Origin of the sequence: Actinomycetospora sp. CA-084318 (assembly GCF_050955885.1) — a bacterium.
Lineage (GTDB): Bacteria > Actinomycetota > Actinomycetes > Mycobacteriales > Pseudonocardiaceae > Actinomycetospora.
Genome location: NZ_CP192098.1, coordinates 2,777,979 through 2,799,949, shown reverse-complemented (window position 1 = coordinate 2,799,949; position 21,971 = coordinate 2,777,979). Strand labels below are relative to the sequence as shown.

Annotated in this window: 17 protein-coding genes; 3 read left to right on the top strand and 14 right to left on the bottom strand. The window is 73.3% G+C overall.

Features of this window, described 5'->3' with window-relative positions; genetic code table 11:
• Positions 1-19 precede the first annotated feature (19 nt).
• From acs to pyk, 4 genes are all read right to left on the bottom strand, one after another.
• Entirely contained in the window at positions 20-1,945 is a 1,926-nt protein-coding gene (gene acs, locus ACQPYX_RS13565) for an acetate--CoA ligase (RefSeq protein ID WP_433803436.1), read from the bottom strand.
• An 86-nt stretch (positions 1,946-2,031) separates the two neighbouring features.
• Positions 2,032-2,244, bottom strand: a complete 213-nt coding sequence (locus ACQPYX_RS13560; protein ID WP_433803435.1) for a hypothetical protein — start codon at positions 2,242-2,244, stop codon at positions 2,032-2,034.
• A gap of 72 nt (positions 2,245-2,316) precedes the next feature.
• Entirely contained in the window at positions 2,317-3,486 is a 1,170-nt protein-coding gene (locus ACQPYX_RS13555) for a MalY/PatB family protein (protein ID WP_433803434.1), read from the bottom strand.
• A gap of 75 nt (positions 3,487-3,561) precedes the next feature.
• The gene (pyk, locus tag ACQPYX_RS13550; RefSeq protein WP_433803433.1) at positions 3,562-4,980 is read right to left on the bottom strand and encodes a pyruvate kinase; all 1,419 of its coding nucleotides are present in this window, start codon (positions 4,978-4,980) and stop codon (positions 3,562-3,564) included.
• Between the two features lie 178 nt (positions 4,981-5,158).
• On the opposite strand from pyk, the gene ACQPYX_RS13545 reads away from it, so the two are divergent.
• Together ACQPYX_RS13545 and ACQPYX_RS13540 are read left to right on the top strand one after the other, a co-directional pair.
• Positions 5,159-6,457: an AI-2E family transporter gene (locus ACQPYX_RS13545; RefSeq protein WP_433803432.1), complete on the top strand. Its 1,299-nt coding sequence runs from the start codon at positions 5,159-5,161 to the stop codon at positions 6,455-6,457.
• Complete coding sequence (locus ACQPYX_RS13540) at positions 6,454-6,705, top strand: hypothetical protein (protein ID WP_433803431.1); 252 nt, start codon at positions 6,454-6,456, stop codon at positions 6,703-6,705. Before ACQPYX_RS13545 ends, ACQPYX_RS13540 begins: the two co-directional genes overlap by 4 nt.
• On the opposite strand, the gene ACQPYX_RS13535 is transcribed toward ACQPYX_RS13540, so the two are convergent.
• From ACQPYX_RS13535 to ACQPYX_RS13515, 5 genes are all read right to left on the bottom strand, one after another.
• The gene (locus ACQPYX_RS13535) at positions 6,695-7,924 is read right to left on the bottom strand and encodes an acyl-CoA dehydrogenase family protein (protein ID WP_433803430.1); all 1,230 of its coding nucleotides are present in this window, start codon (positions 7,922-7,924) and stop codon (positions 6,695-6,697) included. The genes ACQPYX_RS13540 and ACQPYX_RS13535 overlap by 11 nt on opposite strands.
• A gap of 79 nt (positions 7,925-8,003) precedes the next feature.
• Positions 8,004-8,801 carry an enoyl-CoA hydratase/isomerase family protein gene (locus ACQPYX_RS13530; RefSeq protein ID WP_433803429.1) on the bottom strand — a complete coding sequence of 266 codons (798 nt, stop codon included), beginning with the start codon at positions 8,799-8,801 and terminating at the stop codon, positions 8,004-8,006.
• On the bottom strand, positions 8,788-10,422 hold the full coding sequence (locus ACQPYX_RS13525) for a class I adenylate-forming enzyme family protein (RefSeq protein ID WP_433803428.1): 1,635 nt from the start codon (positions 10,420-10,422) through the stop codon (positions 8,788-8,790). The genes ACQPYX_RS13530 and ACQPYX_RS13525 overlap by 14 nt, the downstream gene beginning before the upstream one ends.
• Positions 10,419-11,159 (bottom strand): SDR family NAD(P)-dependent oxidoreductase, encoded by a 741-nt coding sequence (locus tag ACQPYX_RS13520; protein WP_433803427.1) that lies wholly within the window; start codon positions 11,157-11,159, stop codon positions 10,419-10,421. Before ACQPYX_RS13520 ends, ACQPYX_RS13525 begins: the two co-directional genes overlap by 4 nt.
• A gap of 14 nt (positions 11,160-11,173) precedes the next feature.
• Positions 11,174-12,316 (bottom strand): acyl-CoA dehydrogenase family protein, encoded by a 1,143-nt coding sequence (locus ACQPYX_RS13515; protein ID WP_433803426.1) that lies wholly within the window; start codon positions 12,314-12,316, stop codon positions 11,174-11,176.
• 84 nt (positions 12,317-12,400) lie between these two features.
• Between ACQPYX_RS13515 and ACQPYX_RS13510 the strand changes: the two genes are divergently transcribed.
• A complete protein-coding gene (locus ACQPYX_RS13510; protein WP_433803425.1) occupies positions 12,401-12,991 on the top strand; it encodes a TetR/AcrR family transcriptional regulator in 591 nt (196 codons plus the stop codon).
• 4 nt (positions 12,992-12,995) lie between these two features.
• Here the strand turns inward: ACQPYX_RS13510 and ACQPYX_RS13505 are convergent, their stop codons facing one another.
• The 5 genes from ACQPYX_RS13505 to secD all read right to left on the bottom strand — a co-directional run bounded on the left by ACQPYX_RS13505 (position 12,996) and on the right by secD (position 21,911).
• Positions 12,996-15,299, bottom strand: a complete 2,304-nt coding sequence (locus ACQPYX_RS13505; protein WP_433803715.1) for a RelA/SpoT family protein — start codon at positions 15,297-15,299, stop codon at positions 12,996-12,998.
• Positions 15,300-15,570: 271 nt separating this feature from the next.
• Complete coding sequence (locus tag ACQPYX_RS13500) at positions 15,571-17,991, bottom strand: FUSC family protein (protein ID WP_433803424.1); 2,421 nt, start codon at positions 17,989-17,991, stop codon at positions 15,571-15,573.
• Between the two features lie 214 nt (positions 17,992-18,205).
• Positions 18,206-18,739, bottom strand: coding sequence for an adenine phosphoribosyltransferase (locus ACQPYX_RS13495; RefSeq protein ID WP_433803423.1), 534 nt, complete (start codon positions 18,737-18,739; stop codon positions 18,206-18,208).
• Positions 18,736-20,109, bottom strand: coding sequence for a protein translocase subunit SecF (secF, locus tag ACQPYX_RS13490; protein ID WP_433803422.1), 1,374 nt, complete (start codon positions 20,107-20,109; stop codon positions 18,736-18,738). Before secF ends, ACQPYX_RS13495 begins: the two co-directional genes overlap by 4 nt.
• On the bottom strand, positions 20,106-21,911 hold the full coding sequence (secD, locus tag ACQPYX_RS13485; RefSeq protein WP_433803421.1) for a protein translocase subunit SecD: 1,806 nt from the start codon (positions 21,909-21,911) through the stop codon (positions 20,106-20,108). The genes secF and secD overlap by 4 nt, the downstream gene beginning before the upstream one ends.
• Between the last annotated feature and the right edge of the window lie 60 nt (positions 21,912-21,971).

Sequence of the window (21,971 nt, the reverse complement as noted above, 5' to 3'; positions counted from 1 at the left end):
GGAAACCCCACTTCGTCGTTCAGGCCTGTAGCGCCGCCCGGGCCTGGTCGAGCGCCGTCGGGTCGACGATCGACGTCGTGTCCCCCGGCTCCCGGCCGGACGCGAGATCGAGCAGGAGCCGGCGCAGGATCTTGCCGGAGCGCGTCTTGGGCAACACCGACACCACGTGCACCTGCTGCGGGCGGGCGACCGGTCCGAGCTCGCGGGTCACGTGGGCGCGCAGATCGGCGGTCAGATCCTCGTCGGGCGCCGGCTCCCCGCGGGTGACGACGAAGGCCGTGACGGCCTGGCCCGTCGTCGGGTGCGGGGCGCCGATCACCGCCGCCTCACCGACCCGCGGGTGGCTGACCAGCGCGGACTCGAGCTCGATCGACGACAGCCGGTGCCCGGACACGTTCATCACGTCGTCCACGCGGCCCTGCAGCCAGACGTACCCGTCGGCGTCGATGCGGGCGCCGTCCCCGGCGAGGTACCAGCCCTGCGCCCGGAACCGCTCGAAGTACGAGGAGACGTACCGGTCCGGGTCGCCCCAGACGGTCCGGGCCATCGAGGGCCAGGGTCGGTCGACGACGAGCAGGCCGCCCTCGTCGGGGTCGGCGTCGGTGCCGTCCTCGCGGACCACCCGGACGCCGATCCCCGGCAGCGGTCGCGTCGCCGAACCCGGCTTCAGCGTCGTCGTGCCGGGCAGGGGCGCGACCATCGCGGCGCCGGTCTCGGACTGCCACCACGTGTCGACGATCGGGCACCGCCCGCCGCCGACGTGGGTGTGCAGCCACCGCCACGCCTCCGGGTTGATGGCCTCCCCGACGCTGCCGAGCAGCCGCAGCGACGACAGGTCGTGCCCGTCGGTGATCTCGGTGCCCCAGGTCATGAAGGTCCGGACGAGGGTCGGTGCCGTGTAGTACACGGTGACGCCGTAGCGGGCGAGGATCTCGAAGTGGCGACCGCGGTGCGGGGTGTCGGGCGTGCCCTCGTAGAGCACCTGCGTCACGCCGTTGGCGAGCGGGCCGTAGACCTCGTAGGTGTGCGCGGTGACCCAGGCGAGGTCGGCCTGGCACCAGTAGACGTCGTCGTCACGGTGGTCGAAGCACGCCCACGCGGTCCACGCGGTCTGCGTGAGGTAGCCGCCCATGGTGTGCACGAGGCCCTTGGGCTTCCCCGTGGTCCCGGAGGTGTAGATGAGGAAGAGCGGCGTCTCCGCGTCGAAGGCCTCGGCGGCGTGCTCGGTCGGCTGCTGCTCGACGACGTCGTGCCACCAGACGTCCCGGCCCTCGGTCCACGGGACGTCCTGGCCGGTCCGCCGGACGACGAGGACGTGCTCGATCGAGTCGACCGCGGTGACAGCGTGGTCCACGTTCTCCTTGACCGCGACGGCCTTCCCGCGCCGGTACTGCCCGTCGGTGGTGACGACGACCTTCGCCCGTCCGTCGGTCACCCGGAACCGCAGCGCCTCGGCGGAGAACCCGCCGAACACGAGCGAGTGCAGCGCCCCGATCCGCGCGCAGGCCAGCATCACGACGACGGTCTCGACCAGCACGGGCAGGTACACCACGACGACGTCGCCGCGCCCGACCCCGAGCGCGGTCAACCCGTGCGCCGCCTGCGCGACCCGGCGCTGCAGGTCGGCGTACGTGACGGCGACCCGGTCCCCCGGCTCGCCCTCCCAGTACAGCGCGACCTTCCCGCCGCGCCCCGCGGCCACGTGCCGGTCGACGCAGTTGTGCGCCACGTTGAGCCGGCCGTCGGCGAACCAGGTGACGAAGGGGTGGTCGCTGCCGTCGTGGCCCTGCGTCGGCTCGCGCTCCCAGTCGAGCTCGCGAGCCCGGGCGAGCCAGAACGCGTCGAGGTCGGCGGCCGCCTCGGCGCGCAGCCGGGCCTCGTCGGCGGCGGTGACGTTCGCGCGGGCGGCGAGGTCGGCGGGCGGGGCGTAGCGATCGTCGTCCATCGCGAGGTTGGGTTCCCCCTCGGTGGCAGCAAAGCGTCGTTGCTGTCGTCCAGTGGGAGGAAACCCACATCGTCGAGCGCCGTCGCTCAGTCGGGCGGCTCGTCGATCAGCTCGTCCAGCGTGACGAACAGCGGCTCCCCCCGAGCCTGGGCCCGCGCCGCGGCCCGGCGGGCGGCCGCGGCGATCCGGCCCAGCTCGTCGGCGCCGACCACCCGGGTCTGCACGACCTCGCCGTTCTCGTCCGTGAGCGTGACGGCGACCAGGCCGGTCTCGCGCTCCTCCGAGAACGACAACGGCATGGCTCCACCCTAGGCGCCGACGGTGCCGGATTTCCTGTCACTGGATGCAAGCAGTGACGCATCGCTTGCACGTCAGTGCAGCGCCGCCGCCATCCGCTCCAGCGCCTCCGCCAGCACCGGCCGCGCTGTCGCCAGCGTGAGCCGCATCCCGCCCGGCCCGCCGCACAGCGCGCCGTCGGTCATCACCACCCCGGCCTCCCGCGCGAAGAACGCCGACGCCGGCTCGTCGAGCCCGAGCCCGGACGCGTCCAGCCACGCCAGGTACGTCCCCTCCGGCACGATCGCCCCGACGCCGGGCAGGGTCGCCTCGCGCAGCAGGGCGCGGTTGCCGTCGAGGTAGGCGAGCACGTCGTCGAGCCACGGGTCGCCGTGGGCGTAGGCGGCCGTCGTGGCGAGGACACCGGGCGTCGCGGTGCTGTGCTCGGCGAGGTAGCCGTGCTCGGCCCAGGTCGCGGCGTCCTCGTCGTTCGACAGGATCACCTGCCCGCACTTCAGCCCCGGCAGGTTCCAGGCCTTCGACGCCGAGGTCGCCGTGATCGCGTGGGCCGCGGTCGTCCCCGACAGCGACGCGTAGGGCACGTGCGCCCGCCCGTCGAACGTCAGCGGCGCGTGGATCTCGTCGGCGAACACCCGCGCGCCGTGCCGCTCCACGACCGCCGCGACCGCCGTCAGCTCCTCCGCGGTGAACACGCGGCCGGTCGGGTTGTGCGGGTTCGTCAGCACCAGCAGCTTCGATCCCGACGAGGCGAACGCCGCGTCGAGTGCGTCCAGGTCCAGCGTGAAGGGGTCCCGCGCCATCGGGACCGGCACCATCTCGCGCCCCAGCCGCCCGGGCACCGTCAGGAACGGCATGTAGGCCGGCATCGGCAGCAGCACGGGCGTGCCGGGCGGCGTGAAGCGCTCGATGGTCGCGACCAGTGCGGTCATGACGTCGGGCACCGGCCGGATCCGCGCCGGATCCACCGACCAGCCGAACCGGTCGGCCCAGAACGCGGCGCACGCGGCCGCCATGTCGGCCACCCACGCGTCGGCGAGATAGCCGAACCGGGACGCGTCGACGCTCGCGCGGACCGCGTCGGCGACCGGATCCGCCGTCGGGAAGTCCATCTCGGCGACGAACGCGCCGATCAGGCCCCGGCCGTGCCGGTCGGTCCCGCCGGCCACGCCCTGGCCGGACCACTTCCACGTACCGCCGGCCCGCATCACGTCCGCGGTCAGGGCGTCGAACGGGTGCGCAGCCACGGCACCCATCCAACCGAACGAGCGGCACTTTCGCGCACATAGAAGCTGCGAGAGTGCCGTTCGCTCAGAACCCGGCTAGTGCGTGTCCTCCCCCAGCCGGTGCACCCGGATGAGGTTGGTCTTGCCGGCCTGCCCGGGCGGCGAGCCGGCCACGATGACGACGAGCTCACCCGGCGCGAAGCGGCCGATCTGCAGGATCGAGGCGTCGACGCGCGCGATCATCGCGTCGGTCGTCTCCTCCCAGGGCACCAGGAACGTCTCGACGCCCCACGACAGCGACAGCTGGGAGCGGATCGCCGGCACCGGGGTGAAGGCGAGGACGGGCAGCCGGGTGTGCAGCCGGGCGAGCCGGCGCACCGTGTCGCCGGAGCGCGTGAAGGCGACGAGCGCGCGGGCGTTGAGGCGCTCGCCGATGTCGCGCGCGGCCGTCGTCACCACGCCGCGCTGGGTCCGCGGCACGTGCTGGATCGCCGGGACCGAGGCCGGGCCGGACTCGACCGCCTCGACGATGCGCGACATCGTCTGCACCGTCTCGATCGGGTAGGCGCCGACCGAGGTCTCGCCCGAGAGCATCACCGCGTCGGCCCCGTCGAGCACCGCGTTCGCGACGTCGCTGGCCTCGGCGCGGGTCGGGCGGAAGTTGTGGATCATCGACTCGAGCATCTGCGTCGCGACGATCACCGGCTTGGCGTTCTCGCGGGCGATCTGCACCGCACGCTTCTGCACCAGCGGGACGTCCTCGAGCGCGAGCTCCACGCCGAGGTCGCCGCGCGCGACCATCACCGCGTCGAACGCGAGCACGATGGCCTCGAGCGCGTCGACCGCCTCGGGCTTCTCCAGCTTGGCGATCACGGGGAGCCGGCACTCGTACTCGTCCATGATCTTGTGCACGAGCTCGGCGTCCGCGGGCGAGCGCACGAACGACAGCGCGATCATGTCGACGCGCAGGCCGAGGGCGAAGCGCAGGTCGGCCTCGTCCTTCTCGCTCATCGCCGGGACCGACACCACGGTGCCCGGCAGCGAGATGCCCTTGTTGTCCGAGACCTTGCCGCCCTCGACCACCCGGCAGACCACGTCGCGGCCCTCGACCCCGGTGACCTCGACCGACACGTTGCCGTCGTCGATCAGCAGGGACTCGCCGGGTCGGACGTCGTCGGCGAGGCCCTTGTAGGTGGTGGAGACGCGGTCGTGCGTCCCGGCCACGTCCTCGGTGGTGATCCGCACGGTCTCGCCGGTGGCCCACATCTGCGGCCCGTCGGTGAAGCGGCCGAGCCGGATCTTCGGGCCCTGCAGGTCGGCGAGGATGCCGACCGCGCGTCCCTCGGCGTCCGCGGCGGCGCGCACGTTGGCGTAGACCTCCGCGTGCTGCGCGTGCTCCCCGTGGGAGAAGTTCAGGCGCGCGACGTCCATCCCCGCCCGGACGAGAGCGCGGATCCGCTCCGGGGACGACGTCGACGGGCCCAGCGTGCAGACGATCTTCGCGCGACGACTCACGGCCCTCACCCTACGCCGTTCTGCACCGATCCAGTAGGCCAGGACACCCCACTTTCCCGACGACGGGTCGCTCGGCTGCGTCCGCCCGTCGCCGACGTGGACGGCGGGCGAACCCGTCCGGAACATCTTCAGCCCGGCCGTCCGGCCCTGCGACCAGCGCAGGTCTACCGTGACGCCCGTGACGGCGCAGCGCGGTTCCGAGCCCGGCGCCCCGGAGGTCGTGGGCGACCGGCTCACGGATCCGGCCGCCGGTCGGGCGACGACGGCGGCGCCGGGCGTCGAGCCGGGGCCGGTGAAGCCGATGCGGCAGCGCTGGACGATCCCGCACGGCCTCGACGTCGCCGCGGGGCTCGCGTGGCGGGTCGTGCTGATCGCGGCCGCCGTGGCCACGCTGATCTACGTCGCGAGCACGCTCTCGGTCGTCCTCATCCCCGTGGTGATCGCCCTCATCCTGGCCTCGCTGCTCGCGCCCGAGGCCCACCTGATGAGCTCCCGGGTGCGCTGGCTCCCCCACGCCGTGGCCACCGCGATCGTGATCATCGCCGGGCTCGCGGTGGTCGGTGGCGTGTTCACCGGTGTCGTCTACGCCTTCATCTCCGGGCTCCCCGAGCTGACGAGCGCCTTCACCGGCAGCCTCGCCGAGATCCAGAACTGGGTGCGCACCGGACCACTCGGGCTGAACAACCAGCAGTTCGCCCAGATCGGCGAGCAGGTCCTCGGCAGCATCCAGGCGAGCCAGGCCGCGATCGCGGCGAGCGCCCTCGGCGCGGTGGGCACCGTCGGGGAGCTGTTCACCGAGGGGCTGCTCGCCCTGTTCACGCTGATCTTCCTCATCCACGACGGCGGCGTGATCTGGCGGTTCCTGCTCCGGGGCGTCCCGCGGGCGGTGCGCAACCGGGCGGACGTCGCCGGCCGGCGGGCGTTCGCCTCCCTCGTCGGCTACACCCGGGCGATCATCGTGGTGGCGTTCATCGACGCGGTGACGGCGGGCATCGGCCTCTGGCTCATCGGCGTCCCGCTCGCCGTCCCCCTCGCCGCCCTCATCTTCTTCGGGGCGTTCATCCCCACCCTGGGCGCCGTGATCTCCGGGGCGGTCGCGGCGCTCGTCGCGCTCGTCAGCGGCGGCCTCACCGACGCCCTGCTCGTGGTCCTGCTCCTGCTCGCCGTGCAGAACCTCGAGGGCTACATCCTGCAGCCCCTGTTCCTCGGGAAGTCGATCAAGTTGCACCCCCTGGCCGTGGTGCTCCCGATCGCGTGCGGGCTCGTCGTCGCCGGGATCGCGGGCGCGCTGCTCGCGGTGCCGCTGGTGACCGTCATCGACAACGGCGTCCGCTCCCTGACCCGGAAGTCCGACGCCGACGTCGACCCGGCCACGGTGAACCCGCTCGACCCGCGCAGCGCCCGCCCGGAGTACAACGCCGATCCCGCGGTGAACGTGGTCCCCGACGAGGAGGCGGCTCTAGGGTCCCGGTCATGACCCTGGTCGTGGCCTCGCGGTTCACCTGGAGCGACTACCCCGGGCTGCGCCCCGGCCGGGTCTACGCGGGCAGACCCGACCTGTTCCGCCGCCCGTCGGGCGACGTCCACGTCCTCGCGGAGGCTGACGCCACCAGCACCGTGTGCGGCCTGCCGCGGGCCGACTTCCCCTACGAGTTCACGACCGCCGACGCGATGGTGAAGGCGACCCCGTGCCCGGGATGCGGCCTGGGGTCACCTACCCCGTGACGTCGCGGCCGATGAGCTGCCGGGCGATGATCCAGTTCTGGAGCTCGTTGGCACCCTCGAAGATCTCGAGGATCTTCGCGTCGCGGTACATCTCCTCGAGGCGCACGGACTCGCCGGACTCGGAGACCTGTCGGGCGAACCCGACGGCCCCGTGGATCTGGATGGCCTCGCGGACGATGTCGTTGGCCAGCCGTGTGCCGAACTCCTTGGCCATCGCGGCCTCGGGCATCGCGGTCCGGTCCCCGCGGTCGAGCAGCATCGACGCCTTCTGGTAGAGGGTCCGGGCGCACTCGATCTCGGTGGCAAGCCGGGCCATCGTGAACTGCCAGTGCTGCATCGCCCCGAGTGGACCGCCGAACACGTGCCGGGTCCGCAGCCGCTCCACCGCGAGGTCCAGCGCGGCCTGCGCCATGCCGACCCCAGCGGCCCCGATCCCGATGCGTCCCCGCACCAGCGACCCGAGCGCGACGCCGAGGCCGTTGCCCCACTCCCCGAGCAGGTTCGCGGCCGGCACGTGCACGTCGTCGAACACGATGTCCGCGGTGATCTGGTCGCGATGGCCCATCTTCAGGTCCGGCTCGCCGATCCGGACCCCGGGCGAGCGCAGGTCGACCAGCAGCATCGCCGCGCGGTCGGTGTCCTCCGCGCGCACCAGCACCGTCACCCAGCCCGCGACCACGCTGTTGGTGATCCAGCGCTTGCGGCCGGTCACGGAGAAGCCGCCGTCGACCCGGGTCGCGACCGTCGACATCCGCTCCGCGGTGAGGTCGGAGCTGGTGTCCGGCTCCGTCGTGGCGAATGCGAACGACGTCTCGCCCGAGGTCAGCTCCGGGATCAGGCGTTCCCGCAGCTCGCTCGACGCGTGCACGAGGGTCTGCGGGACGAGCAGGCACTGCCCGTCGTAGACCCCCGCCATCGACGAGGAGTGGTAGGCGATCTCCTCGGTGACCGTGCACGTCGCGAGCATCGGGTACTCGAGTCCCGGCCCGAACGGTTCGGCGAACGGCACCGCGAACAGCCCCTCGCCGGCCAGACCCCGGAACGCCTCCCACGGGAACGAGTCCCGGGACTCCTCCCGCGAGCCGATCTCGCGCGCCACCGGCACCAGGTGCTTCTCCACGGCGACCCGCGCGCGGGCCCGCAGGTCGACGGTCTCGTCCGGCAACCAGACGTCGTGGGTCATGCGCTCCTGGGTGCGCGGCACGGCGGGAGAGGTCATGGACGCTGGATAGCAGAGCCCCCGGGGCCGGTCCCACGGATCGGATCGAAGGGGGCACCGGTCTCCCCCTCAGGTGCGGTCAGGTGGCCGACGGCCACGCCGGCGCCCGCTTCTCCCGCAGGGCCGCCACGCCCTCGTGCACGTCCGGGCCGAGGAAGCAGAGCATCTCGTAGGCCACGGACTGGTCGAACGTCGGTCCCATGGCGCGCAGCCAGTTGTTGAGGGACTTCTTGGTCAGCCGGATCGCCTGCTGCGACCCGGTGGCCAGCACGTCCGCGACCCGCAGCGCCTCGTCGAGCACCTGCTCGCGCGGCAGCGCCTTCGCCACCATGCCGAGCTTCTCCGCCTCGGCGCCGGTGACCATCTCGCCGGTGAGCAGGTAGTAGCGCGCCTTCGCCATCCCGGCCAGCAGCGGCCAGATGATCGCCGCGTGGTCGCCGGCGGAGACGCCGAGCTTGACGTGCCCGTCACCGAGCTTCGCGTCCTCCGCGGCGATCGCCACGTCCGCCAGCAGCGCCACCACCACGCCGGCGCCCACCGCGACGCCGTTGATCGCCGAGACGATCGGCTTCTCGCAGTCGATGATGTTGTAGACCAGCTCGGACGCCTCCTTGAGCATGTGCGAGACCCGCGCGTGGTCGCCCGCCATCCGCTCCACCATCGCGAGGTCGCCGCCGGCGGAGAACGCCTTGCCGGCGCCGGTCACCACCGCGACCCGCACGTCGGGGTCGGCGTCCACCTCACGCCACACCCGCGCGAGCTCGCCGTGGAGCTGCTCGTCGGTGGCGTTGTACTTGTCCGGGTTGTTGATCGTGATGAGCAGGACGCCGTGGTCGCGCCGCTCGAAGAGCAGCTGCTCGTAGCTATCGAAGGACATCCGTGCCTCCTCGCACGTCGGTGAACCGACCCGCCGCGACGTCGTCGACCGCCTGTTCGGTCGCCCGGTAGTGAATCTTCTTCCCCGTCGCGGTCAACGGCAGCGCGTCGACGAACCGGTAACCGCGCGGGCGCTTGTAGCGCGAGAGCATCGGGTGGTCCCGGCAGTGCGCCTCGCAGTCCTCCGCGGTGAGCGCCGGGTCGGCCCGCACCACGTAGGCCACGACCCGCCGGCCCCAGCGGTCGTCGGGCACGCCGACCACCAGTGAGTCCGCGACGCCGGGCAGCTCGTTGAGCGCCTCCTCGACCTGCACGGGGTGCACGTTCTCCCCGCCGGAGACGAGCATGTCGTCGGCGCGGCCGACGATCGTCACGACCTCCCCCGCCGCCCAGGTCGCGAGGTCGCCGAGGTGGATCCAGCCGTCGTCGTCGAACTTCGTCCGCTCCTGCTCGGGGACGTTCACGTAGGCGTAGCCGGCCTTCGGCGAGCGGACGATCACCTCCCCGACCGTCGCGCCGTCCGTCGGGACCTCCTCGTCCGGTCCGCCGCCGAGCGCGACCACCCGCACCTCGTCGTCGGTGCACGCCCGTCCCGCCGCCCCGGCGTGCGCGGGCAGGTCGGCCGGGCGGAGGAAGGTGTTCCAGAACGACTCGGTGGTCCCGTACCCGTTGAAGATCCGCTCGGTGAGGACCGACTGGTAGCGCAGGCAGGCCTCGCGCTCCAGCGGCGCCCCCATCGTGACGATGCCGCGCAACGACGCCAGGTCCCGTGGCCGCGCCTCCTGCGCCGCCGCCAGCATCGCCAGGTTCGTCGGCGCGCCGACCAGGAAGGTCAGCCCGTGCCGCTCGACGAGGTCGAGCACGAGGTCGGCGTCGAAGGCCCGCAGCGGCACCACCTGCGCGCCCACGTAGAACGCCGGGTTCGGTCCGCCGGAGTACAGCCCGCCGCGGTGGAACCACGGCGTCATGTTGAGCGTGACGTCCTCCGGCCCGAGCGGGAAGTGCATCGCCACGTCGTGCGCGCTGAACACCTCGACGAGGCTGTTCAGCGGCACGCCCTTCGGCACCCCCGTCGTCCCCGAGGTGTAGAGCCGGGTGGTCTCGTCGTAGACCGTTCCCGGCGGCGGGTCGACCGGGCCGCCCTCGGGCAGGAGGCCCGCGAGCTCCTCCCCCGGCTGCACCGCGATCACGACGTCGGGTCGGTGCGGGCTGCGCCGCAGGGCTTCGGCCACCGTCTCCTGCAGTGTCGCGTCGTACACGAACACCCGCGGCTCGCTGTCGGCGAGCACGTGCGCGACCTCCCCCGGCGCGAGCCGGAAGTTGATCGGCGATCCCACCGCGCCGAGGGCCTGCGTGGCGAGGTAGAGCCGCGCGAACTCCGGCGAGTTGTAGAGCTGGTAGGTCACGACGTCGCCCGGGCGCACCCCGGCGGCCGCGAGGCCCGCGGCGAGCCGGTCGACGTCGACGGCGAGCTCGGCGTAGGTCCAGGCCCGTCCCGACGAGGGGTCGGTGATCGCGGGGCGCTCGGCGAACCGCCGGGCGGTGCGCCGGAACCCGGCGAGATAGGTGAACGAGTGCTCGAAGAACCGCCGGTACGCGGTGGGGTCGTAGGTGTAGCTCATGACATCGTCATCCCGCCGCTGACGCTGACGGTCTGCCCGGTGACGAAGCCGGCCTCGTCGGAGGCCAGGAACGACACCGTCGGCGCCAGGTCGGTCGGCTGGGCGAGCCGGCGCATCGGGATGGCCTTGACCAGGGCGTCGCGCAGCCGGTCGTTGCCCTCGACGACGGAGGCGAAGAGCGCCGTGTCGGTCGGGCCCGGGCACACGCAGTTGGCGCGCACCTGGTGGCGGGCCGTCTCGCGGGCGATCGTCTTGGTGAACGCGATGATCCCGCCCTTGGCCGCGGAGTAGACCGCCTCCCCGGACGAGCCGACCCGGCCGGCGTCCGACCCGAGGTTCACCACCGCCCCGCGTCGCTGCGAGATCATCACCGGCAGCACCGCGTGGCAGGTGTTGAGGACGCCGACGAGGTTGATCCCGATGATGCGGCCCCACTGGTCGGGGTCGGAGTCGACGAACGGTCCGACGACGTCGAAGCCCGCGTTGTTCACCAGCACGTCGATCCGGCCGTGCTGCTCGACCGTCCGCGCCACCAGCGCGTCGACGGACGCCCGGTCGCTGACGTCGGCCGCGACCGCGGTGCCCCCGACGGCCGCCGCCGTGTCCTTCGCCGTGCCCTCGTCGACGTCGGTCGCCACCACCGTGGCGCCCTCGTCCGCCAACCTCTCCGCGATCGCCCGGCCGATGCCGCGTCCGGCGCCGGTCACGATCGCGACGTTCCCGTCGTGCCGTCCCATCGTGTCGGTCCTCCCTAGGGTGCGAGCGCTCGGCCGACGCGCTGCCGGGCGATGACGAGCTTCATGATCTGGGCGGTGCCGTCGCCGATCTGCAGACCGAGGACGTCGCGCATCCGCTGGTCGAAGGGCAGCTCGCGGCGGTAGCCGTACTGCCCGTGCAGCAGCAGGCACGCGGTGATCGCCTCGTGCGCCGCCTTCGGGGCCCACCACTTGCACATCGCCGCCTGCGCCGTGTGCGGACGGCCGGTGTCCTTGCGCCACAGCGTCTCCAGGCACAGCAGCCGGGCCGCCGCGAGGTAGGTCTCGTGCTCCGCGAGCGGGAAGGCGACGCCCTGCCGGGTCGACAGCGGGCGGTCGAACGCCTCCCGCTTCGTGACGTAGGACCAGGTCTCGTCGACCGACTGCTCCGCCGCGCCGAGGCACTGCAGCCCGATCAGCGCCCGGCTGAAGTCGAAGCCCTGCATCACCTGTCCGAACGCGGCGCCCTCGGCCCCGATGAGGTTCTCCGCGGGGACCCGGACGCCGTCGAGGTGCACGGCGCCGCGCCCGATGGCCGTGGTGCCCACGTCCGGGTAGGGCTCGCGCGTCACGCCGTCCGCGTCGAGGGGCACCAGGAACGCGGAGATCCCCTTGCCCCGGATGTCGCCCCCGGTCCGCGCGAAGACCACCACCGCCGCGGCGTCGGTCGCGAAGGAGAGCGACTTGACCCCCTCCAGCCGCCACGACCCGGCGTCCCGAACGGCCGTCATCCGTGGCATCCCGGCGTCGGAGCCGCCGTGCGGCTCGGTGAGCCCGATCCCGACGATCTCCTCCCCCGCCGTGATCCGCGGGACCCACTCCCGGGCGAGGTCCGGGGCGTTCGCCACGAGGATCTGCCCGACGAGCGAGCCGACGACCTGCAGGTAGGCGACGTTGACGTCGCCACGGCCGATCTCCTCGCACACCAGGCCGGTGGTGACGCGGTCGGTGCCGCGACCGCCCAGCTCCACCGGCAGCTCCGGGGCGATCAGGCCGAGCCCGCCCAGCTCGCGGCGCACCGCCGGATCGATCCGTCCCGCCCGCTCCCGCGCGGCGTAGCCGGGGAGCAGCGTGCCCATCGCGATCTCCCGAGCCGTGTCCCGCACCCGACGTTGGGCGGCGGTGAGTTCGAGGTCCATCGTCGGCCTCCGTCCTGGTGCTGACGAAGGTGCCGAAGTTTGACCGATGAGTCAAGAGTCGGCTCATGGGTTAAGATCGGGACCGTGAACCGGGTCCAGCGCAAGCGCGACGAGCGTGTGCGGCGCATCGTCGCGGTCGCGGCCGAGGTGTTCGGGGAGCGCGGCTACGAGGCGACGACCCTCGAGGAGGTCGCCGAGCGCCTCGACGTCACGAAGGGCTCGCTGTACTACTACTTCGCCGGGAAGGACGAGCTGGCCACGGCCGCGATCGAGACGCTCGGGACCGACTGGACCGAGCGGCTCGAGGCGCTGGCCGGATCGCTGGTGGACGCCCCGCGCCCCGAACGGCTGCGGGCGCTGCTGCGCGAGCACATCGCGATCGCCGTCGGTGAGTACCCGGCGGCGCTGCGCCTGTTCCTGGTCCCCGACTCGTGGCCGGCCGCGCTCCGCGACCGCATCCGGGAGCTCCGGCGGCGCCACGACCTGGTGTTCCGCCGCGAGATCACCGAGGGCGTGGCGGCCGGGGAGTTCACGGTGGTCTCGGTCGACGCGACCCTGCAGGCCATGCACGCAACGATGAGCCAGGCCCCCCTGTGGTGTTCACACCTCGCGGCGGAGGCCCGGGAGCAGGCGATCGACGACCTGGCCCAGGTGCTGAGCAAGCTCAGCACCTGACCGCTCAGCTGGCCGAGGTCATCCGGTACACGTCGTAGACGCCCTCGACGTTGCGGACCACCCGCAGCACGTGCCCGAGGTGCTTCGGGTCGCCCATCTCGAAGCTGAACCGGCTCACGGCGACCCGGTCGCGGCTCGTGGTCACCGACGCGGACAGGATGTTGACCTTCTCGTCGGCGAGCGCCTTGGTGATGTCGGAGAGCAGGCGGTGCCGGTCGAGCGCCTCCACCTGGATCGCCACGAGGAACACCGCCGTCGACGACGAGGCCCAGCTGACGTCCACCAGGCGCTCCGGCTCGGAGCGCAGGTCGTCGGCGTTGGTGCAGTCGGTCCGGTGGACCGACACCCCGCCGCCGCGGGTGACGAAGCCGAGGACGTCGTCGCCCGGGACGGGCGTGCAGCAGCGGGCGAGCTTGATCCACAGGTCGGTGGACGACTCGTCGTCGGAGTCCACGCCGTTCACGACGACGCCCACGTCGCCGGTGCCGCGGCGGCGCTGGACCGTCGACGGCGTCGCGCGCTCGGCGAGCTCGTCCTCGTTCTGCTCGACGCCGCCGAGCAGGGCGACCAGGCGCTGCACGACGTGCCGCGCGGAGACGTGGTGCTCCCCCACCGCCGCGTACAGCGCGGTGACGTCGGCGTAGCGCAGCTCGCGGGCGAGCGCGCCCATGGAGTCCGCCGAGACCAGGCGCTGCAACGGCAGCCCGGTGCGGCGCGCCTCCCGGGTGATCGAGTCCTTGCCCTCCTCGATCGCCTCCTCGCGGCGCTCCTTGGCGAACCACTGCTTGATCTTCTGCTTCGCCCGCGGCGAGGCGACGAAGCCCGTCCAGTCCTTCGACGGGCCCGCGCTCTCGGCCTTCGACGTGAAGATCTCGACGACCTCGCCGTTCTCGAGCTGCCGCTCGAGCGCGACCAGGCGGCCGTTGACCCGCGACCCGATGCACTTGTTGCCGACCTCGGTGTGGACCGCGTACGCGAAGTCCACCGGCGTGGAGCCGGCGGGCAGCGTGATCACGTCGCCCTTCGGCGTGAACACGAAGATCTCGCGGGTGGCGAGGTCGTAGCGCAGCGACTCCAGGAACTCGCCCGGGTCGGCCGCCTCCCGCTGCCAGTCGAGGAGCTGGCGCATCCACGCCATCTCGTCGAGCTCGAGCCCGCCGGTGTTGTGCGAGCCCTTGGTCTCCTTGTAGCGCCAGTGCGCGGCGATGCCGTACTCGGCGGTGCGGTGCATCTCGTGGGTGCGGATCTGCACCTCGAGGGGCTGCCCGTCCGGCCCGATCACGGTGGTGTGCAGCGACTGGTAGACGCCGAAGCGGGGCTGGGCGATGTAGTCCTTGAACCGGCCCGGCATGGGCTGCCACAGCGCGTGGACCATGCCCATCGCGGCGTAGCAGTCGCGCACGTCCTCGACGAGGATGCGGACGCCCACCAGGTCGTGGATGTCGTCGAAGTCCTTACCCTTGACGATCATCTTCTGGTAGATCGAGTAGTAGTGCTTCGGGCGGCCGAGCACCTCGGACTTCACCCGCGCGGCCTCGAGCTGGCCGGACACCTCGTCGATCACCGTGCGCAGGTAGGTGTCGCGGCTCGGCGCCCGGTCGGCCACCAGCCGCACGATCTCGTCGTAGCGCTTCGGGTGCAGGATCGCGAACGCGAGGTCCTCGAGCTCCCACTTGACCGTCGACATCCCCAGCCGGTGCGCCAGTGGGGCGAGCACCTCGAGCGTCTCCCGCGCCTTCTTCGCCTGCTTCTCGGGCTTGAGGAAGCGCATCGTGCGCATGTTGTGCAGCCGGTCGGCCAGCTTGATGACGAGCACCCGCGGGTCGCGCGCCATCGCCACGACCATCTTGCGGATGGTCTCCGCCTCGGCCGCCGCCCCGAGCTGGACCTTGTCGAGCTTCGTCACGCCGTCGACGAGGTGCGCCACCTCGGCGCCGAAGTCGGTCGCGAGGCGCTCGAGGGAGTAGTCGGTGTCCTCGACGGTGTCGTGCAGCAGCGCCGCGACCAGCGTCGTGGAGTCCATGCCCAGCTCGGCGAGGATCGTCGCGACGGCGAGCGGGTGGGTGATGTACGGGTCGCCCGACTTGCGCATCTGGCCCTCGTGGAAGGCCTCCGCGGTGTCGTACGCGCGCTGCAGGATCGCGAGGTCGGCGCTCGGGTGCAGCTCCCGGTGCACCGTCGCCAGCGGCTCGAGGACCGGCTTCACCGGCCCGGTGCGCTGCGCGGTGATCCGGCGGGCGATCCGGGCGCGGACCCGGCGGGTCGCCGAGCGCGGCCGCCCGGTGCTCGTGCCACCGACGGGTTCCAGCCGGCGGGCCTCGCGCGGCTCCGTCGACCCGACGGTCGGCTCCGCCGCCGCGCCGGACGACTCGGGCGTGACCGTCTCGACCGGCCCCACGTCCTGGCTCACGGTCACCTCCGCTGGTGCGACCCCCTGCTCACCCCGGTGAACGTCGTCGTCCACCGGAATCAGTCCAGACTAGGTCAGGAGCGGGTGCCCTGTCCGGCGGCGTCGCCGGTCGGTCACCTGGGGACGACGGCCCGTGTCCGCCCGGGCCGCCGCCTCGGTGAGCGGTCGTTCAGCGACGGAGGGCGCGAGCCGGGCGCAACAGGACGTCGTGCGTCCCGCCGGCCACCCGCCCGGCGTACGGCGTGTGACCGTCGGCCGCGACGACCACCTGCCACCAGCCGTCGTCGGGAAGGTGGAGGGCGAAGCTCCCGTCGGAGGCGGTGGTGACCCGCCCGTGCTGCGTGCCGTCCGGGTCGACCACGGTGACGACCGCGGCGACGCCGGCCCCGGTCTCGTCGTGCACCCGCCCGCGCAGGCCGCTCCCGACGACGGGCCGGCTCGGCCCGGGGTCGCCCTCCGCGGCCTCGGGGGCCGCGTCCGGGTCGATCTCGTGCAGCGCGACCAGGGCGCCGTGCAGCGCCGAGAGCTCGGTGAGCACGTCGTCCGGATCGTCGTCCCAGGCCCGGTGGCGGTGCTCGCCGGGGTCGCGGCCCTCGGCGAGCGCGTCGACCAGGCCCTGCACCGCGCGGGTGGCGGCACCGACGCGCTCGTGGCGCAGCGCGGGGTCCGAGCGCCGGCTGTGCTCAAGCTGCCGGGCGGCCTCGACGAGGGCCCGGACCCGCACCGCGCAGCGCACCCAGGCGGCGAGGCGACGGGCGATGGTCGGGCGGCGCCGGGCCCCGCCGGGCGCGACGCGCAGCGAGAGCGGCACGCCGATCAGCGCGAGCTGGTGCACGGCGGCGTCGAGGGCCCGGGCGCGGGCGTGCAGGTCCCGTCCCGTCTCCCCGTGCACCACGGCCGCCACGTCCGCGGTGGCCGCGCGGAGCTCCTCCGCCAGCCGGGTCCGGGCGGCGCGCTCGGCGCGCACGGCCGTGATCGGCAGGAAGGAGACGGCGACGACGCCCCCGACGACCGCCCCGAGCGCGGTCTCGCCGACGCGCAGGGCGAGCAGTCCGCTGGAGTAGGTGCCGAGCAGCTCGTAGAGCTCGGCGACGATGAGGGTCACCGCGAACGCCAGGCACGTGTACGAGACGCGGAACAGGTAGAAGCCGACGAAGATCGCCACGAGGATCACGGTGAGCGACACCGCGGCGGACGAGCCGAGCCACGGCACCACCACGAGGGCCACGACGACCCCCACCAGCGTGCCGACGGTGCGCTGCACGGCCTTGCGGATCGTCTCCGCGGCGGTGGCGGTGCCGGTGAACGCCAGGAAGCACGCGAGCACGGCCCAGTACCAGCGCTGACCGGACAGCGCGTCGCCGAGCGCGATCGACAGGCCGCCGGCGAGGGCGATCTGCCAGGCCTGCCGAGTGGAGAGCAGCATCCGGCCGGGGCGTCGGGTCCCGTCCGGCTCGTCCGCCCCCTCGTCCGGGGCCACCATCGGGCCGACGGTGGCGGCGCTGCCGGGCAGGAAGCCCGCGAACAGATCGGTGGCGGGCTCGAAGGGAGCCTCCTCCGGCCGGCCGCCGGGGCGGGGGCGACCGGCCCGGTCGTCGTCGAGCACGGTGTCGAGGTCGGCCAGCGCCTCGGTCACGGCGCGGTCGCCGCCCGGGTCGACGTCGTCCAGTGCCCGGGCGAGGGCGGCCTCGACCCGGATGACGGCGGCGCGTACGTCGACGGCGCGTGCCGCGTCGGTGAGAGCCCCGGGGACGGCCAGCTGGCCGTCGACGAGGACGGCGGCCTCGTTCACCCGCAGCACCGCGCGGTCTCGGGCGGTCTCGTCGGCGCGGCGCCACACCGGCCGCAGATCCGGATCACGGTGCTCGGCGAGGGCGACGCGGGTGCGCGCCGCGAACGAGTCGACCATGCGGCGCAGCCGTCGCGCGGGTCGCTGCGGGGCGATGACGAGTGCGATCACCAGCAGCAGCACGGTCGTCGTCGCGACGGCGAGCAGGACGACCGGGAGCTGGGCGAACGACAGCTGCAGGAACAGGGCGATGAAGTAGCCCATCCACGCGACCATGCCGCACGCGAATGCACGCGGCCCGAAGCGCCGGACCCACACGACCACGAACATCACGACGACGAACAGCGCGAGCGAGAGCACGCGGTGCTTGTCGACCAGCGTGCTCAGCGTGATCCCGGCGAGCATCGCCAGCGGCAGGCTCACCTGGGTGAGCGCCCGGCCGCCCGGCGTCGGGTCCGAGGCCGTGAACGTGGTGATCATCGTGAGGACCGCGCCCAGCACGATGACGATCACGGCCTGCGTCCCGACCAGCCCGAGGGCCTGGGCGAGGAGCGCCGACACCCCGAGTGCGAGGGCCAGCGATGCGGCCGCACGGGTGGCGAGCGCGAGCCGGACGTGCCCCGGGTCGGAGGCGACGAGACGGTCGCGCAGCCGGATGCGGGGCGTCGCGCCGGTGGTGGTCCGTTCGGGCGTCGACCGGCGTTCTCGGGTCGAGGCACCGAGCGTGTGGTCCGTCGGGGTACGGGGGTCCTCCGACCCGTCCCCGATGTCCGCGCGGCGCCCGGTCGCCTGGATCGTCATCGTCCTCCCTCGCCTCGGCCGCCAAAGATGTTAGCTGGGCGAACCAATCTGTGGAGGCAGACGGGGAGTTCCCGGACCGGATGTGGTCAATCCCCTAGGACGTCCGGCTCACGCCGGTCGCCCGCTCCCGGACTCGCGCGAGGTCCACACCACGCAGGCCCGGCGGCCCCGGACCCTGCCCCACGTCACCCTCGCGAGCGCAGCGGGACGGGGTTCAGCGGTCGAGGACGGCGTGCACCGGGCGGTCGCCGAGACGGGCGCGGCCGGACAGGGCCGGGAGTTCGAGCACGACCGACAGGGCTACGACCTGGGCGCCGCAGCTCTCGACGAGCTCGCTCGCCGCGGCGGCCGTGCCGCCCGTGGCGAGGACGTCGTCGACCAGCAGCGCCCGGGTGCCGGACGCGAGGACCCCGGCGGGCAGCTCGAGCGTGGCCGAGCCGTACTCCAGGTCGTAGGACCGGGACGCGGCGACCGCCGGGAGCTTGCCCTGCTTGCGCACCGGCACGATCCCGAGGCCGAGCGCCTGCGCGACCGCGGCGCCGAGCAGGAACCCGCGCGCCTCGATCCCGACGACGACGTCGACGCCCGTCGCGGCGACCGGCTCGCTGAGCAGTCGGGTGGTCGCGGCGAGCCCGGCGGCGTCGGCGAGCACCGGGGTGAGGTCCCAGAACCGGATGCCCGGCTCCGGGAAGTCGGGGACCGCCCGCAGCAGCTGCTCGACGGTCCCGCGGTCGTCCGCCGGGCTCACCGGCGACGCTTGCCGCTCGGCCGGCCCGACTTGCCCGCCGGGCGGGCACCGGGGCGCGGCGCCGAGGCCCGGCCGTCGGTGACGGGGCGGGACGCCGCGCCGGCACCCGCGGCGGCGACGGCCCGGGTGTCGATCACGTCGGTGTTCTCCCCCCGCGGGGCGTCGCCGGTCGTGGCCTTCCGGGCGTTCTTCTCCCGACGCGCCTGCACCCGCTGCGCCTGCTGGCTCCAGACGCGGTCGCGCATGGCGAGGTCGACGACGATCGGCGTCGCGAGGAGCACCGAGGACGCCGCCCCGATGATGGTGCCGACCAGCTGGACGAGCGCGAGGTCGCCGAGCACGCCGACCCCGAGGAGCACGACGCCCACCACGAACAGCCCGATCAGGGGCAGGGCCGCGATGAGCGAGGTGTTCAGCGACCGCATCAGGGTCTGGTTGACCGCGAGGTTCGCCGCCTCGGCGTAGGTACGGCGGGTGAGGCTCTGCAGGCCGCGCGTGTTCTCGCGGACCTTGTCGAACACGACCACCGTGTCGTACAGCGAGAACCCGAGGATCGTCAGCAGGCCGATGACGGTCGCGGGCGAGACCTCGAACCCCACCAGCGAGTAGACGCCGGCCGTCACGATGATGTCGTTCGCGAGGGCCACCAGCGCGGCGAACGCCATCCGGCGCTCGAAGTAGAACGCCAGGTAGACCGACACGAGCACGAGGAACACGACGAGCGCGATCAGCGCCTGCCGCGTGATCTCCCCGCCCCAGCTCGCGCTGACGGCACTGTCGCTGACCGCGTTCTGGTCGGGGGCCCCGGCCGTGTCGAGGGGCTGGAACCGGTCGAACAGGGCCTGCCGCAGCGCGACGACCTCGGCCTGGGAGAGGCGGTCGGACTTGATGATGATCGTCGCGTTGTCGCCGGCACCGGCCGTCTGCACGGTCTCGGCCGGGCGACCGACCGACTGGTCGAACACCTGCTGGACCTGGCTGACCTCGGCCACCCCGGTGGCCCCGCGGGCGGGGAACTGCACCGAGGTGCCGCCCTCGAAGTCGATCGAGAAGTTGAACCCGCGCAGGATCATGGAGAGCAGGCAGACGACGACGACGGCGCCGAAGACCGCGTACCAGGTCTTCGAGCGGCCGACGATGTCGAGCCCGCCGTTGCCCTCGTAGAGCGCGTCGAGCCGGCTGCGCCGCACCCGACGCCCGGCCGGCGCGTCCACGGGCCCGTCGTCCGGGGTGTCGTCGGCGTCGTCGACGTCGTCGGCGTCGCGGGCCTCGAGGTCGTCGTCCTCGGGGAGGGCGTCCTCGAACTCCTCGTCCCGGGCGTCACGGGGTTCGCGGGCGTCGCGGCCGGAGCGGCCGCCTGCGCGGGTCATCGGGCACCTCCGCGGCCGGAGCCGCTGCGCGTGGTGGAGCGGTTCGAGCGGCTGCCGCCGCCGCGGGAGCCGGCGGCGCGGGCCCCGACCCGGGGTGTGGCGCCGGGTCGCGGGCCGGAGCGGCCGGTCTGGTTGGCGACCTTGCCGAGGCCGGACCACGCCGGGCTCGCGAACAGCTTCGAGTTCGAGGCCAGCGCGAGCAGCGGGTGGGTGACGAGGAAGACCACGATGAGGTCGAGGATCGTCGACATGCCCAGCGTGAAGGCGAAGCCGCGGACCTGGCCGACGGCGAGGACGTAGAGCACGACGGCGGCGAGGAAACTGACCGCGTCGCCGGAGAGGATCGTGCGCCGGGCGCGGGTCCAGCCGCGGGGCACGGCGGACCGGAAGCTGCGGCCCTCGCGCATCTCGTCCTTGATGCGTTCGAAGAAGATGACGAACGAGTCCGCCGTGATGCCGATGGCCACGATGAACCCCGCGACGCCCGCGAGGTCGAGCGTGAACCCGATGCTGCGCCCGAGGAGCACGAGGACCGCGTAGACGATCAGCCCGGACAGGACCAGCGACAGGATCGTGAGCACGCCCAGCGCGCGGTAGTAGAACAGCGAGTAGACGAACACCAGGATCAGCCCGATGACGCCGGCGATCAGCCCGGCCTCGAGCGAGGCGAGCCCGAGCGTCGCGGAGATCGTCTGCGCGTCCGAGGTGTCGAAGGACAGCGGGAGCGAGCCGTAGCGCAGCACGTTCGCGAGGTCCTGCGCGGACTGCTGGTTGAAGTTGCCGCTGACCTGCGACGTCCCGGCCGGCTGCGCCGCCTGGATGACCGGCGCCGAGACGACCTCCGAGTCGAGCACGAACGCGACGGCCTGGCCGATGTTGGCGCTCGTGTACTGCGCCCAGATGCCCGCGCCCTCGGACTTGAAGGTCACGTCGATGACGTAGCCCGCGCCCTGCGGGTTCGGCGACGCGTTGGCGCCGGCGACCTCGGTGCCGGACAGGATCGACGGGCCCAGGACGTACTTCGCGGTGCCGTCGCGGTCGCAGGCGACGAGCGGCCGCGTCGGGTCGTCGTAGCCGCGCAGCGGGTCGTCCGCCGCACAGTTCAGGGCCTGCAGCGCCCGCGCCTGCACGGCGGGGTCGGTGCTCTGCCGGGTCTCCTTGGCCTGGGCGATCGCCGCCGCGAGCCGGGGGTCCTGGGAGGTCCCGCCCCCGGGCGAGGGGGACGGCGGCGGCGTCGGCTGCTGCGCGGGCAGCCGGACGGCCTGCCCCGCGGGCGCCTGACCGGGCGTGGCCGCGCCGCCCCCACCGGTCTGCCCGCCCTGTGGTTCGGTGCCCTGCTGTCCCGTGCCCTGCTGTCCCGTGCCCTGCTGTCCCGTGCCCTGCTGCCCGGTCTGGCCGGGCTGCGCGGCCGGCGGCGTCGCCGCGACCGGCCCGTTGGTGACGGGGCGGAAGTACAGCCGGGCGGTCTGCCCGAGGCTGCGGGCCTGGTCGCCGGAGGTGCCGGGGACCGTGATGACGAGGTTGTTGCCGTTCTGGACGACCTCCGCGCCGGACACGCCCAGGCCGTTCACACGCTGCTCGATGATCTGGCGCGCGAGGTTGAGCTGGTCGGGCGTCGGCGCGACCCCGGTCTCGGTGCGCGCGGTGAGCGTGACCTGCGTACCGCCCTGCAGGTCGATGCCGAGCTTCGGGGTGGGCCGACCGTCGCCGGTGAGGAACACCAGGCCGTACAGGATCGCCACGATGGCCACGAAGAAGGCCAGGTAGCGCCCGGGCCGGAACCGGACGGTGGGAGGGGCCACGCTGCGAACTCCTGGGTCGGGCGGGGATCAGGTCCTCGGGTCGGTCTCGCTGGCGGGCCC